This window comes from Lysinibacillus sp. 1 U-2021, assembly GCF_029916965.1.
Lineage (GTDB): Bacteria > Bacillota > Bacilli > Bacillales_A > Planococcaceae > Lysinibacillus > Lysinibacillus capsici.
The window spans coordinates 4,893,070-4,906,810 of sequence record NZ_CP123966.1 but is presented as its reverse complement, the minus strand read 5'-3'; the positions used below and the strand labels follow the sequence as shown (position 1 = coordinate 4,906,810).

General features: G+C 37.6%; 10 protein-coding genes. 7 read left to right on the top strand and 3 right to left on the bottom strand.

Going from position 1 to position 13,741, the window contains the following annotated elements; all coding sequences use genetic code 11:
• The first annotated feature begins 9 nt into the window (after positions 1–9).
• Positions 10–486, top strand: a complete 477-nt coding sequence (locus QH639_RS25890) for a threonine/serine exporter family protein (protein WP_131520699.1) — start codon at positions 10–12, stop codon at positions 484–486.
• 44 nt (positions 487–530) lie between these two features.
• Here the strand turns inward: QH639_RS25890 and QH639_RS25885 are convergent, their stop codons facing one another.
• Complete coding sequence (locus QH639_RS25885) at positions 531–2,555, bottom strand: EAL domain-containing protein (RefSeq protein WP_281115467.1); 2,025 nt, start codon at positions 2,553–2,555, stop codon at positions 531–533.
• Positions 2,556–2,741: 186 nt separating this feature from the next.
• Between QH639_RS25885 and QH639_RS25880 the strand changes: the two genes are divergently transcribed.
• The 4 genes from QH639_RS25880 to QH639_RS25865 all read left to right on the top strand — a co-directional run bounded on the left by QH639_RS25880 (position 2,742) and on the right by QH639_RS25865 (position 8,488).
• On the top strand, positions 2,742–3,638 hold the full coding sequence (locus tag QH639_RS25880) for a DMT family transporter (RefSeq protein ID WP_131520701.1): 897 nt from the start codon (positions 2,742–2,744) through the stop codon (positions 3,636–3,638).
• A 66-nt stretch (positions 3,639–3,704) separates the two neighbouring features.
• The gene (locus QH639_RS25875) at positions 3,705–5,426 is read left to right on the top strand and encodes an ABC transporter ATP-binding protein (RefSeq protein ID WP_281115466.1); all 1,722 of its coding nucleotides are present in this window, start codon (positions 3,705–3,707) and stop codon (positions 5,424–5,426) included.
• Entirely contained in the window at positions 5,426–7,258 is a 1,833-nt protein-coding gene (locus tag QH639_RS25870; protein WP_131520703.1) for an ABC transporter ATP-binding protein, read from the top strand. Before QH639_RS25875 ends, QH639_RS25870 begins: the two co-directional genes overlap by 1 nt.
• Before the next feature lie 360 nt (positions 7,259–7,618).
• Positions 7,619–8,488 carry a GNAT family N-acetyltransferase gene (locus QH639_RS25865; protein ID WP_237899187.1) on the top strand — a complete coding sequence of 290 codons (870 nt, stop codon included), beginning with the start codon at positions 7,619–7,621 and terminating at the stop codon, positions 8,486–8,488.
• A gap of 266 nt (positions 8,489–8,754) precedes the next feature.
• Here QH639_RS25865 and helD read toward each other — a convergent pair whose 3' ends face one another.
• Positions 8,755–10,980, bottom strand: coding sequence for an RNA polymerase recycling motor HelD (gene helD, locus QH639_RS25860; RefSeq protein ID WP_131520704.1), 2,226 nt, complete (start codon positions 10,978–10,980; stop codon positions 8,755–8,757).
• 157 nt (positions 10,981–11,137) lie between these two features.
• Here helD and QH639_RS25855 point away from each other — a divergent pair, with 157 nt between their 5' ends.
• Positions 11,138–11,854, top strand: a complete 717-nt coding sequence (locus QH639_RS25855; protein WP_281115465.1) for a glycerophosphodiester phosphodiesterase — start codon at positions 11,138–11,140, stop codon at positions 11,852–11,854.
• Positions 11,855–11,945: 91 nt separating this feature from the next.
• Here QH639_RS25855 and QH639_RS25850 read toward each other — a convergent pair whose 3' ends face one another.
• Entirely contained in the window at positions 11,946–12,968 is a 1,023-nt protein-coding gene (locus QH639_RS25850; protein WP_131520705.1) for a DUF2804 domain-containing protein, read from the bottom strand.
• A gap of 182 nt (positions 12,969–13,150) precedes the next feature.
• Between QH639_RS25850 and QH639_RS25845 the strand changes: the two genes are divergently transcribed.
• Positions 13,151–13,645, top strand: coding sequence for an amidase domain-containing protein (locus QH639_RS25845; RefSeq protein WP_131520706.1), 495 nt, complete (start codon positions 13,151–13,153; stop codon positions 13,643–13,645).
• Positions 13,646–13,741 lie beyond the last annotated feature (96 nt).

The following is a 13,741-nucleotide window of genomic DNA, read 5'->3' as shown; positions in this document are numbered from 1 at the left end:
GCGGACAATATGCATATGATGGATATTATTATACAATTAATAGTTAGTTTTTTTGCGACAGCGGGGATTGCCATTATTTTTAATGTTCCTAGAAAAACACTACTTCATTGCGGACTCGTTGGGGTAATTGGCTGGATTATATACTACGTTCTAACAGAGCAAGGCATGGATGTTGTCAAAGCTTCTTTCTTTGGCTCATTTGTCATTGCCATTGTGGCTCATTTATATGCCAGACGTTTTAAAATACCCATGATTATTTTCATTGTTGGGGGAATTATACCATTAGTGCCAGGGGGCATGGCCTATAATGCAATGAGAAATGTGGTAGAGGATGATTACTTACAAGGCTTGCAATATGGCTTAAAGGCATTTTTAATTACAGGTGCTATTGTTATTGGACTAGTTTTTGCAGAAGTAATTATTCAACTCATATTCCGCTCAGTTCGTTCAAGTAAAGTAAAATTACAAAAGGTTTATAAAAAATAGAAGGAGGCTGCGTGCAAAATGGACGCAGTCTCCTTCTTCTTTAATTATTGTTTAATCAATAATAGTTCAATCTCTTCAGGTGTAACAGGCTTGCTAATATAATAGCCCTGAATGGCATCACAGCCATAAGTAATTAATAGATCTGCTTGTTCAGCTGTTTCTACACCTTCAGCGACCACTTTCAATTCCATGGATTTACCTAGTTGAACCATACCATTCATAAGCTTTTGGCTCTTTTCGGATTTCAAGAGTGAATTTGTAAACGTTTGATCGATTTTTAATGTACTTATTGGTAAAATTTGCATATATCTAAATGAGCCGTAGCCAGTACCGAAATCATCTAATACAAAGGAAATGCCTTCGTTTTCAAGCTTACGCATTTGCTGTGCAATAGACGTTGCGGCTTCAGCTTCTAAAGCAAATTTTTCAGTAATCTCAATTTGTAATAGGTTCGCTGGACAACCTGTTTTTGTAATCATTTCAAGTATAGATTTTGCCATATTCTTATCACGGAATTCGCGTACAGAAGAGTTAATAGATACTTTTAAATCATAGCCAGCCTTTTTCCAAAGTAATGCTTGTTCACAAGCCCTTTCCAGCATGAAGGACCCAATATTATTAATTAGACCTGTTTCTTCAGCGATAGGAATTAACTCATCAGGCGTTACGACACCTATTACCTCATCTTCCCAACGTACCAGTGCTTCCACAGCAGTAACTTTTCCAGCATACACATCGATTTGTGGCTGATAGAGTACCTTCAAGTTTTTTTGGTCAAGTGCTTGGAGTAAGCGCTTTTCAATTAATGCTTTACGATTTAAAGCTTTATGTGTTGCTGTTGATAAAGAAACAATTTTATCTCCGCCAGCCTCACGGACTGTTGAAATAGTAGCAATGGACGCCTTCATAAGCTGAGAGAATGTTGTTTGATCCTCAGGATATCTAGTTATGCCGCCACTTATAGAAATTGGTACAGCAATATTGCCGCTGTAAATCGGATGTTGTTGTAAGTAAGATAAAAAGCCTTGAATAAACCATTCACTTAAAGGCGTGATGACAACAAAATCATTTTCATTTATACGAGCCATCGTGCTATCTTGGAAATACATTTTTATACGATTTGTAAATTCAACAATCAGGCTTTGATCGATTTGTTGATCATGTAATTCTTTAAGTGTATAAAATTTATCAATACTTAGATAAACAAATGAAAAGTGTCTCTCATCGTCAATCATATTGGTGATTACTTTTTCAAGTCGATGTGCATTCATCAAACCAGTTTCTGTATCGATGTAAGCAATTTTTTCGAGTTGGTGTTGAATCGTTTTTGATTTTGTTACATCCTTTTCAATTAGGATAAATTGTTGTTCATTTGTTTCAAGATTAAAGAGAGGGATAGCCGTTAGTAGCACCCAATAGGATTGCCCCGTTTTTGTGATTTTTTCAACTTCTCCCTGCCATGTATGACCATTATTTAAATTACGCCAGATCGTATGTGTTATTTTTTCACTCACTTCATTATCAGGGAACAGTTGCCAAAAGGTTTTGCCGATAACACGCTTTGGTGTCCATTGGCTTGTTTTTAGAAATTCATTATTACATTCCAAGATAAATCCATCGTGATCGAGTGTAACAGTCATAAAGGTCGCATCTAAACCTTGCTTAAGATTTACAAAGGTATTGCATTGAGAGATAGCCTGCGTCATTAATTCTGGTAGCATAAAAATCAATAGAATAAAACGCTCTCCCTCATCTGTAAAAGGTTTAGCTAGCAGAGCTGTTGTTATTTCTGCATTTGAAGTTGTGTGTACTTGAATTTTTTCTAGATACGTACTGTCCTCATTTTGTAAAATAGATTGAAATGTTTCAACAGGAAGCTGACGCAGTAGATTTTCGTGTATAGATGGAGTAGTATTTCCTTTAATATCATTAGCTGATAAGCCAATCAGATGTTCAGCACTCTTTCCCCAGACTGTTGCTTGTCCATCTTGATTAATGATAATTGCAGGAAAAGGAAGTGAATTTAAATAATGTTCATCAATCGTAAATGATTTATGCATATGACTCATGATTATTCGATCTCCTTGGGTAATCAATATATACTAATATTATAGATAATAATCGGGAATTAGTCATTATGAATATATTTGTAAATATTTGATAGTGAAAAATAATAGGACTTTTCTAGTGAAGTACAAGAAATGTTTTGAAGAAAAGTAACAATTTTTAGTACGTATATAGGAAGCAGGATTGGTATGAAACGTTTAAAAGGAATAATATTTATCGTCTCAGGTGCTATGTTATGGGGAGCAACTGGCCCTTTAATGGAGTGGTTGCTGAATCATACACCTTTGACTGTATCCTTTATGTTAACAATCCGTTTATCGGTTGCAGGTATATTACTACTTACATATTTATTGTTAACAGGAAAAAATATTTTTGGAATTTGGCAGCACAAGCTATGGGGGAGGCAACTCATAGTTTTTGGTATTGCAGGTATGCTTGGTGTCCAATTTACATTTGTTGCTGCAATTAATGAAAGTAATGCTGTGCTTGCTACCTTACTACAGTTTTTAGCGCCAATATTTGTTGTCGCGTATGTCTCTCTTAGTTTAAAGAAATGGCCACCAAAATATCAAGTGTTAGGTATTATTGGTACCCTTATAGGGTTATTTCTGTTACTAACGAATGCATCATTTGAAAGTTTACTTATTAGTCCAAAAGCCTTGTTGTGGGGAGTAGGAGTAGGCTTAACATTTGCATTTTACACCTTGTATCCTGCACGCTTAATGAAGGAGTGGAGTGTGCTTTTAGTAGTGGGCTGGGGGATGTTGGTGGGTGGCTTCACTTTAGGCTTAGTAAGCCGTGTTTGGCAGCAGTCCAGTCAATGGGTTGTTCTAGTAGATTTTAAAATTTTAATGTTATTAGTTACTTTAATATTTTTTGGAACAGTAGCTTTTATATTGTTTTTAAGTAGTATGAAATACATCACAGCAGTTGAAACGAGCATTCTTTCTAGTATTGAGCCATTAACTGCGATGGTTATTTCTGTTATTGTTTTTGGTACTTCATTAGGTTTTTGGCAATTAATAGGAGTATTCGTTATGCTTGTTTGTGTAACGTGGCTTTCAATAGCGGGAGAGAAAGCATAAATATACTATAGTGTTAGTAGTTTTTGACTGCCTTTAAATTTTATCTACCAACAAGGAGGAAAGAATATGAAAGAGGTTTTTTCCTATGTAAAGCCATATAAATGGACAGCTATTTTTGCTTTATGTTTAATGCTTTTAGAGTTATTTGTTGAGCTTGTGCAGCCACTCATTATGGCAAAAATAATCGACGAGGGAGTAAGGGCACAAGATCAAGGAATGGTTTTGCAATGGGGGGCTGTTTTACTTGGGCTATCTTTCGTTGCCTTTCTGGCGGGCGTTATTAATTCTTATTTTTCTTCACATACAGCTCAAAGCTTTTCGTATGATCTTCGAAATGCCATGTTTGATAGGATTCAATCCTTTACGCTAGCAACCTATCAAAAATTCTCCACTGCATCGCTTATTACTCGATTAACAAATGATGTCACACAAGTACAAACTGTGCTGTTTATGAGCTTGCGTATTATGCTTCGAGCGCCACTTGCTGTGATAGGAAGCATTATTATGGCTTTTGTCGTAAATCCGAAATTAGCTTTATTTTTAGTTATTGGTGCACCGATCATTTTTATTTTTCTTATTTTTATGGTGGCAAAAGGTGTGACTTATTTTGGGCGTGTACAAAAGAGGGTGGATCGTTTAAACAGAGTTTTACAGGAGAATTTACAGGCGATACGGTTAGTAAAGACTTACTTAAGAGGGGCATATGAGGCTACACGCTTTGATGAAGTTGCAGTACGGTTAAAGGTTGATACTGTGAAGGCATTACGCATAATGGAATATATTATGCCGGTTCTTTTGTTTATTATGAATATGAGTCTGCTCGCAGTTTTATGGTTTGGTACAAAACAAATTGCTACAGGAACAACGCCACTTGGTGATATTGTGGCTATTGTGAATTATGCAATGCGTATGACAGGCTCATTTTCAATGTTCGCTTTTATTATTATCTTCTACGCACGTGCGAAGGCATCTGCAGAACGTATGGCAGAAATCCTTTCCATTGAAAATGAGGTTGAAGATACGTCCCTTTTAGAAGAAGTAGGTCATGCAACACAGTATGGAGAATTAACCTTTGACCATGTTAGTTTTACTTATCCAGGAGGGGATGTTCCTGTTCTGTCAGATGTGAGCTTTCAAGTTAAGTCTGGCGAGAAACTAGCGATTATGGGGGCAACTGGTGCAGGGAAATCAACATTATTACAACTCATTCCCCGATTCTATGAAGTAACGCAAGGCAGAATACTTGTGGAAGGTCAGGATGTTCAACATTGGGATTTACAAGAGTTGCGGGAAGTGATTGGCTATGTCCCTCAGCAGTCATTGTTATTTACAGGAAGTATTGCAGATAATGTGCGTTGGGGAGATACACAGGCTGAAATGGATGCTGTATTACAGGCTACAATGCAGGCGCAAATTCATGCATCTGTTGAAGATTTTCCAAATGGTTATGATACCAAGGTTGGGCAAAAAGGTGTTAATTTATCGGGGGGGCAAAAGCAGAGGTTATCTATAGCTAGAGCCCTTTTGAGAAAAGGACATATTTTAATGCTTGATGATAGTACAAGTGCTTTAGATGTTAAAACTGAACAGTCTTTGTGGGCGGCACTGAGTGAAGAAAAAGCAACGATGCTTGTTGTTACGCAAAAAATACGTACAGCTAAAGGTGCAGATCGCATTTTACTGATTGATGCTGGAAAAGTAGTTGCTTATGGCACACATGAAGAGCTTTTAGAGACTTCCTCGCTTTATAAAAAAATAGCTATCTCTCAACAGGAGGTGGAGGATTAATGGGATTTTTCCAGAAACCTTTTGGCTATGAACCGCTTTTGACAAAAGATGATCTCAAACAGGTTGTGAAGAAAAAGAAGGGGCCACGTGCAGCTGATTGGCGAAGCACATTGCTGCGGTTATGGAAAATTGTCGACGAACAACGTGCACTGCTCATTGTCGTGCTCTTATTAGTGATGATTAGCTCCATATTAGCTTTGGTTGGTCCTTATGTAATCGGTCAAATGATTGATCACTATGTTATGCATGGCGAGCTTTCAGGCTTAGGTAAGGGGATTGGCTTATTAATTGGTATTTATGTGTTATTAGCCGTTTCACTTTTCCTACAAAACTATTGGATGATTGGCATCGCCCAGCAAACGATCTATAGATTAAGGACAAGTGTATTTACTCATTTTCAACGACTGCCAGTGGCATTCTTTGATCGTCGTCAGCATGGCGAATTGATGAGTAGAATGACGAATGATATTGAAGCTGTCAGCTCAACATTGAACAGTTCCTTTATTCAGGTATTTTCAAGTGTACTTACGCTTGGAGGAACCGTCATTATTATGCTCAGTTTAAGCCCATTGCTGACAGTTCTGACGATGATCATTATTCCACTGATGTTTTGGGCGATGCGATGGATTACACGTCGTACAGCACCACTGTTTAAAGAACAGCAGGTAGCTATTGGCGCCTTAAATGGGATGATAGAAGAAACCATTTCAGGACAGCGGATTGTAAAGGCATTTTCACAAGAGGAGCGAATGAAAGCAGAATTTCGTGAAAAAAGTTTGCGCTTAAAAAGAACTGGTTTTTGGGCACAGACATATTCAGGTTATATTCCTAAGGTTATGAACTTCTTAAATAACATAAGCTTTACCATTGTAGCAGGCGTAGGAGGAGTCCTTGCGTTATATGGACATGTATCGATAGGGGTAATTGTTATATTCACTGAATATGCACGACAATTTACACGTCCTTTAAATGATTTAGCAAACCAGTTTAATACGGTACTGTCAGCCATTGCTGGTGCAGAACGTGTATTTGCCTTACTTGATGAACAACCAGAGGCAGAAAATGTGTCAGCACAAAAGCATCAGCTGTTGGGACATGTATCGTTTAAGCAGGTGTACTTTAAATATGAACTAGAAGAAGAAGGATACACACTAAAAAATGTAGACTTTAAAGTGGAACCTGGTCAAACGGTAGCGCTTGTTGGTGCAACTGGGGCTGGTAAAACGACAATCCTTCAACTTATTGCAAGATTTTATGAGGTCTCAAAGGGAGAGGTATTATTTGATGGTATAAATGTACAGCAAATTGATCGACAATCCCTTCGTTCACAGATGGCTTTTGTTTTACAGGATCCATTTTTGTTTGAGGCTTCTGTTCGCGAGAATATCCGATATGGTAGACTGGATGCGAGTGATGCAGAGATTGAAGAGGCGGCCAAGCAAGCTAATGCACATGATTTCATAATGAAACTAAAGGATGGATATGATACTATTCTTGCTGCGGATGGACGCGAGATTTCCCAAGGCCAAAAGCAATTACTTTCTATAGCAAGGGCTCTTATTGCTGATCCAAAAATTTTACTATTGGATGAAGCAACAAGCAGTATCGATACTGTGACAGAGCTGGCGATACAAGAGGCTCTCGATACGTTAATGCAAGGGCGCACCAGCTTTGTGATCGCACATCGTTTAAATACTGTCCATAATGCCGATATAGTCTTAGTTATGCATAAAGGGGAATTAGTGGAGGCTGGACCTCAGCAAAAGCTAATCGAATCAGGCGGTCTTTATGCACAAATGCTGCATTCATCCTCACACCATCTTGAGGAATAGATGGAAAAAGAGCAATTTCATTTGAAGTTGCTCTTTTTATCGAATTAAAAATGTTCTTAATTTGAATAAATGGTACAATTATTATAAAAAAATACTAAAATAGGAAGCGATATATAGTTTAAAAGTAATAGTTTGTAACAGAATAAATATCTCTATTTTTGGAAAATTAGTATATTATATTATAGCTATTATTTCTAGTAAATTTCAGTCATTTTACTGACTTTTTATAGTATAAATCCTTTTATTTTTCTATTATTTGAAGTAAAATTTTGATTAATAGCAGGTAATAATATATTTTGTTGCCAGCTTATTTTCATTCTTGCTACAATAGGGCAATAGTCTGTTACAGGAACGGAGTAAATGATGAATATTTCAGTGATGACAGTGTCTTTTCCATTAGATGGAGAAACATTGAAAGAAGTAAAGTTATTATGTGAAGAAGCAACAGTTCAAGATTATCGAGTATATGAAACCATTATGAACGTACCAATGGCAGGATCTTTCGAGAATAAAGGCTTTATGGTACTAGCGTATGAGGATGATAAGGATTTACTAGTTGGTGCTGCTAGTGCTATCGACTTAATGGGGCTTCATACATATGAGTGGTCATTAGTGGTGACACCTGCATATCGACAAAAGGGTATTGGAACTGCGTTAGTTGATGGTATACAAGTTGGGCTAAAAGAAAGAGGGGCAGAGGGTCAATTAGCTGTAGTAATTGATGGTTCTCCTTATGGGCATACATTTATTGAAAACAAAGGTTTTACCTATAGTTTTTCAGAAACGACTTTAGAAACAAAAGCAGAGCCTGTTACGTTACGAGGTGATATAAATATACAGGCCTATAACGGAGAGCAAGCTGAATTGATTACTATTTATTGTGAGGCTTTTGGAGATCTACCCGAAGAATCAGAAGAGCTTATTGCTTTTAATACATCAACAAATGGAAGAGAGCTTTGGGTTGCTTACAGAGATGGTGCAGTTGTTGGCACAGTGACTACAGCGAAGGAAAATGAAATCCAGTGGGTCACAGCACTTGCTGTACATCCAAATTGTGAAGGACAAGGTATTGGGACAGCCCTTCTTTCCTTTTCAAAGGATTATGCGAGTAAGGTTGGTGCAGCATTTGTCATGCTAGATGTAGAAGTAGACAATAAAAAAGCACTTTCTGTCTATGAAAAAGCAGGCTTTATGAAAGCACAGCAAATTGATTATTATGTAAAACAATAGAAAAAAGGGTGATGAGAGGTATTTAATATTAACTCATCGCCCTTTTTTATCATAATCACCTACTATCTTCATATAATATTAATAAGCTTTAAGAAAGGAGTCGTGATCATGCGCATGCCAGCATTGCCAAAGAAGAAGTCTCCTCCGAAGGAAGCCCCTAGTTCATGGTGGAAAGTTGTGAAAGCTTATTTATCCAAAGGGAAGTTTTATAAATTACCCCCAAGAAATTAACGATGCAAAGAAAAAAGTCGCCTTTTAGCGACTTTTTAATTTTCTAATAAAAATGTCTTTTTGGATGGCCCGATTAAGTATAGCTCGTGCATAGCTCGTGTAAGAGCTACATAAAGTAGCTTTCGATCAATTGGTGTATCGTAAAATGGTGTATCGTAGGCAGCTACAATGACGGCATCAAATTCAAGTCCCTTAGCTAAGTGACTTGGGACAACAAGTAACATTTCTTGATTAATAGATTCATTTTCTGTTAGTAGTTGTGAAGCAATGTCATTATCTTTTAATGCCTGTTGCATAGTAATGGCTTCTGCAGTAGTTTTGCAAATTAAAGCGATGGATCGGTGACCATTTTGACGAATGGCTTCAAAGATCTCTTTAATTTTGAAGGCATCGAATTGCTCCTCTTGAATAAAACTTGGTACGTTACCGTGACGCACAACGGGTTCTACTAAAGGTAGCTGTTCATTCATTTGCGCTAGAATTTGATTCGCGACTTCCATAATTTCAATTGTTGTTCGATAGCTTTTTTGCAAAGTGCGGAAGCTTGCACGAGGAAATAAGCTTTGGACAGGCTCCCAGGCTGTTAATGAGCGATAGCTATGGATACCTTGTGCTAAATCACCGACCATAGTAAACATATCTGTATCAAGACCTGCTTTTAAAGCAGCAAGCTGAAATAAACTGTAATCTTGGACCTCATCGATAAAGACAACACGCATCTTCCATTCATCTGCAATGCCTTTTAAACGTGCTTGTAAATAGTATAGTGCAGCTAAATCTTCGAGTGCCCATTGTTCTTTACGATGTGCCTGCAAAAATTGTTGCTGTTCAAGGTAATGCCATTCAGGGGCGAGTTCTGCTAATAGTTCTGCATCGGTGAGAAGGGTACGATAGAGTGTTTTAATATTATGTTTGGGAAAGCGCCGCATATAAGCTGATGCCGTTGTCTTCGTTTCTTTTTCAATGGCAGGAATTCGTTCATCACGCTCATCAATGAATTTTGTGACAACACGTCGCCGTTTTTCATCATCTCGAATTCCATTTAAGGCTTTACCCAATGCTTCATCATACTTTTTATGGAGTGTAGCTAAAACAGCCTGTTTTTTTTGACGTACATGGCTTGCTAAGACCTTTTTAATATGTTCAAGTCGCTTTTCGATAGGCATATATGAGAATTCATATAAAAACAGCTTCTTCAGGTGGGAAGCACGCATGATACAGTATTTTTCAATATAGACATCTTCGAATTGCTCTGCGATCCTTTGTTCCAGCTTTTGTACGTAGCGTTCGATGACATCACGATAGTAAAGTGAGCCTTTCATTTCAGCAATCCAGTCAGTAGGCTGACTTCCTCCAGCAACGAGCAATTCTAATTGCTCATTTGGATTTTGAAGCTTAAGCTTTAATTTAGTGGCAGAAAGAACGTAGTCTGTAAAAGTAGTTTGGCATATTTTATCGACGCCAAGCTCTGGTAAAACATCGCCTATATAATCAATAAATAATTTATTCGGTGCTAAAATCATGAGCTGCTCAGGATTAAAATGTTCACCCATTGTATAAAGGAAATAGGATATTCTGTGTAGAGCAATGGTTGTTTTTCCACTACCAGCAGCACCTTGTACAATAATTGGTTGACGAAGATGTGCTCGAATAATTTCATTTTGTTCCTTTTGAATTGTTGAAACAATTTCAGTTAGACGGACATCAGCTTTTCCAGCTAATGCTTCTTGTAGTAGTTCATCATTTGTTGTTAGATCAATATCTCGTATATCGAGTAATTCGCCATTTTCGATCTTGTATTGCCTTTTAGCAAAGAGATGTCCTTTATGAACTTCACCACGGACATCGTATTCCATGTCACCAAGACGTCCATCATAATAAACATTAGCTACGGGTGAGCGCCAGTCAACAATAATGGGCTCATGGGTTTCACGATGAAATAGTGATGTTTTCCCAATATAAAGGAATTCTTCTGGGTCACCGGTTTTTTGGAAATGGATTCTAGCGAAATAGGGCTTCTTGCGAACGGCCTCTAGACCTTCTTTTTGATTACGTGCCATTTCAAAAAATCTGGCATTTGTTAAGATATTTAAATAACTTAAACTCGAATCTAAGTAATCAAGATCTGCCATAGATTTGCGGATATTTTCTTGAGCAGATTTTAAATCTCGTTGTGATTCGTCTAATATTTGTTGCATATAGCCTTGGGTATACGCTAACCGCTCTACTTCAGCCTGAAAATCTGGATGTTGTACAGTCATTTTTTAGCACCTCCTAGGTACTTACAATTTCAAAGTAGATTATCATACTACTATATATAATATTTACCAGCAAGTGAAAGCTAAAAAGTCAATTATGCTATTATTACATGGGGCTGGAAGGTTTTTCTTTGAATAATAATAGAGGAGGTTATTGAATTTGGACATATTTGCACATAGAGGCGTTTCGATAAACTATCCAGAAAATACGATGGCTGCCTTTCAAGCAGCATCAAAGCTTCCTATAGCAGGGGTAGAGCTAGACGTTCATTTAACCGCAGATAAAGAGGTAGTGGTGATTCATGATGAGACCATTGATCGTACCTCCAATGGCTCAGGCTATGTAAAAGATTTTACATTACAGCAATTACGTACTTTTGATTTTGGCTCCTGGTTTTCACGGGAGTTCGGAGATGAAGTAATTCCTACGCTAGGGGAAGTGTTGGAGTTATTTGCAGGTACCAATCACCGTATCAACATTGAACTGAAAACAGACATTATTGCATATGAAGGAATCGAAGCGCTCGTGCTCAAAGAAGTAGCAGCACAGCAAATGACAGAGCGGGTGATCATTTCATCTTTCAATCATGAATCATTGCAAACAATATCAAAAATAGCGCCTTATATAGAAAGTGCAGCATTGTTTGCAGAGGTGCTGGTGGATTTCCCAACTTACATTGCTCTTATACCAGCTAAGGCGTTGCATGTAAGTTTACCAACTTCCTTCCGTAAATCAGTTAAACTAGCTCTCGCTGAAGGTGCAACTGTACGTGTGTATACCATCAATGAACAACGAGATGCTCGAAGTTTACAACAGCTCGGTGTACAGGCGATATTTACAGATGATCCAGAAAAAATATTAAGAGCCCTTAGTTAGAGCAAAAGTGGACAGTTAGGAGACAAAAGCTTCCGTGGAATCATTTGCATTTTCAAAATACCCACGGAAAGCAACGTCTTCTAGAGGATTTTTACCATTTTGCACGATGTTCCTCAATACATCCGAGCATTTGTTGAATAACCAGTGTTTCACCATTGTCGAGTAAAATAGAACCGTCGTAATAGCCAAATAGTTGATGTACCTCTGATTTAACTAGTTTGGCATTCGTTTGGGCTATACGTTCAAAAAAGGGTGAAAAGGTTAAGGAGACCTGATTAGAAAATTTTGTTTTTACTTTCCAACGCTGCATATAATCTTCGGAATCATATTGAAATAATAAATCCTCATGTATTTTTGTCATTTTACCATCAACAAAAACAGCATTTTCGGTCATGCCTGTGCCATCTGTCCATTTACCTCCTAAATTAAGTCCGATGCGTCGTCCACGTACTCGTTGAGAGGCCATTCCCCAGTTCCATAATGCTTCACGTGGCCATACACCTCGTCCATAATCCAACACAGCAAAATTCTCCTCAGCTGAGAAATTAAAACGTCGAGTACCAATTGTGACAACACCTGATGTTGGCAATATGTGATGCTTGCCTGTGAACTGAAATGTTTTGCGATTCCAAGGAATGACTACATTTAGGGTTTCGTCCGCTGGTGGGTGCTGAATGATAAGCTTCGCTCGTAAAACATCTCCGTCAAAGTTTGGTATGGAAACAGATAGATGTGTTTCATTTTGTATATATAATAAATCAATCATCATTTCACTATTTTTAAATGAAACAGATTCTAAAACCTGTGAAGGCATTTTTAGTTTACCACCGAAGGGGATTGTGATCGTTTTTTCAAAATAGCGCTGTGTTTCATATTCAAGGAAATAAACGAAGCAGACTGCTGCGTAATCTAGATGACTAATCGTAGCTGAAAACAAGATTTCATCACCGTAGACACACCAATAGTTCCATTTCTTTTTGCGCATGAGATGGCCGCTTAAATTGCTATTAATAAGTGGTTTGCGTGCAAATCCGATGGCTGCTGGATTTAAATTACCTTTTTTATCGCATAAAAGAGTTGGCTGTAAAATCTCTTTTTCAGCATGCTGCCTCACATTCAACATCCCTTCTGGTCATAAAATAAAATTGACATATCTTTAATCCTTATTGTAGCAAAAATGTTCTTGAAATTGGAAAGGAACATGCTGAATATAATGGATTTCAATAAGAATTATGAGGAAGGACCTAACTAATAGAAATGCTTAAATAGACATATGATGGCATGAGGAGGTTATGTATGGCAAAAATGTATAATAGGCAGGCTGCAGTTCAATATGCTAATTTGTGGTGGAACAGACGCAATCCTGCTTTTCCAAATTTTGATGTAGATTGCACGAACTATATATCTCAGTGTTTACTTGCAGGAGGTGCACCGATGCGAGGTGCACCAAGTAGAGAGAAAGGCTGGTGGATTCAGCAAGGGAATTGGAGCTTTAGCTGGTCTGTTGCCCATTCATTACGATGGTATTTAGAAGGATCTACAACAGGATTGAAGGGTAGACGTGTTCAATATGCAGAGGAACTAGAGCTTGGAGATGTCATTTTTTATGATTTTCAAGGGAATGGTAGAATTGACCACTCCGTTATTGTTACAAGTATTCAAAATGGTATTCCTTATGTGAATGCCCACACCTCAGATAGTCTTAATCGACCTTATTTTTACGAGGATTCCACCGCCTATACGCCAAGCATGACCTACTTTTTCTATCATATAGATGACAGCTTTGCTTAGGAACAGGTAGTTTTAAAGCATACAAATATATGATAATGTGAAAGATAGAAGAGATAAACTCTAATATGTTGTCTTATGGTAGAAGGAGAATTGATA

Coding starts and splice junctions, on each gene's coding strand:
- QH639_RS25880 (WP_131520701.1), top strand. CDS start 2,742: ATGAAACGTTTAAAAGGAATAATATTTATCGTCTCAGGTGCTATGTTA.
- QH639_RS25865 (WP_237899187.1), top strand. CDS start 7,619: ATGATGAATATTTCAGTGATGACAGTGTCTTTTCCATTAGATGGAGAA.
- QH639_RS25890 (WP_131520699.1), top strand. CDS start 10: ATGCATATGATGGATATTATTATACAATTAATAGTTAGTTTTTTTGCG.
- QH639_RS25870 (WP_131520703.1), top strand. CDS start 5,426: ATGGGATTTTTCCAGAAACCTTTTGGCTATGAACCGCTTTTGACAAAA.
- QH639_RS25845 (WP_131520706.1), top strand. CDS start 13,151: ATGGCAAAAATGTATAATAGGCAGGCTGCAGTTCAATATGCTAATTTG.
- helD (WP_131520704.1), bottom strand. CDS start 10,980: ATGACTGTACAACATCCAGATTTTCAGGCTGAAGTAGAGCGGTTAGCG.
- QH639_RS25875 (WP_281115466.1), top strand. CDS start 3,705: ATGAAAGAGGTTTTTTCCTATGTAAAGCCATATAAATGGACAGCTATT.
- QH639_RS25885 (WP_281115467.1), bottom strand. CDS start 2,555: ATGAGTCATATGCATAAATCATTTACGATTGATGAACATTATTTAAAT.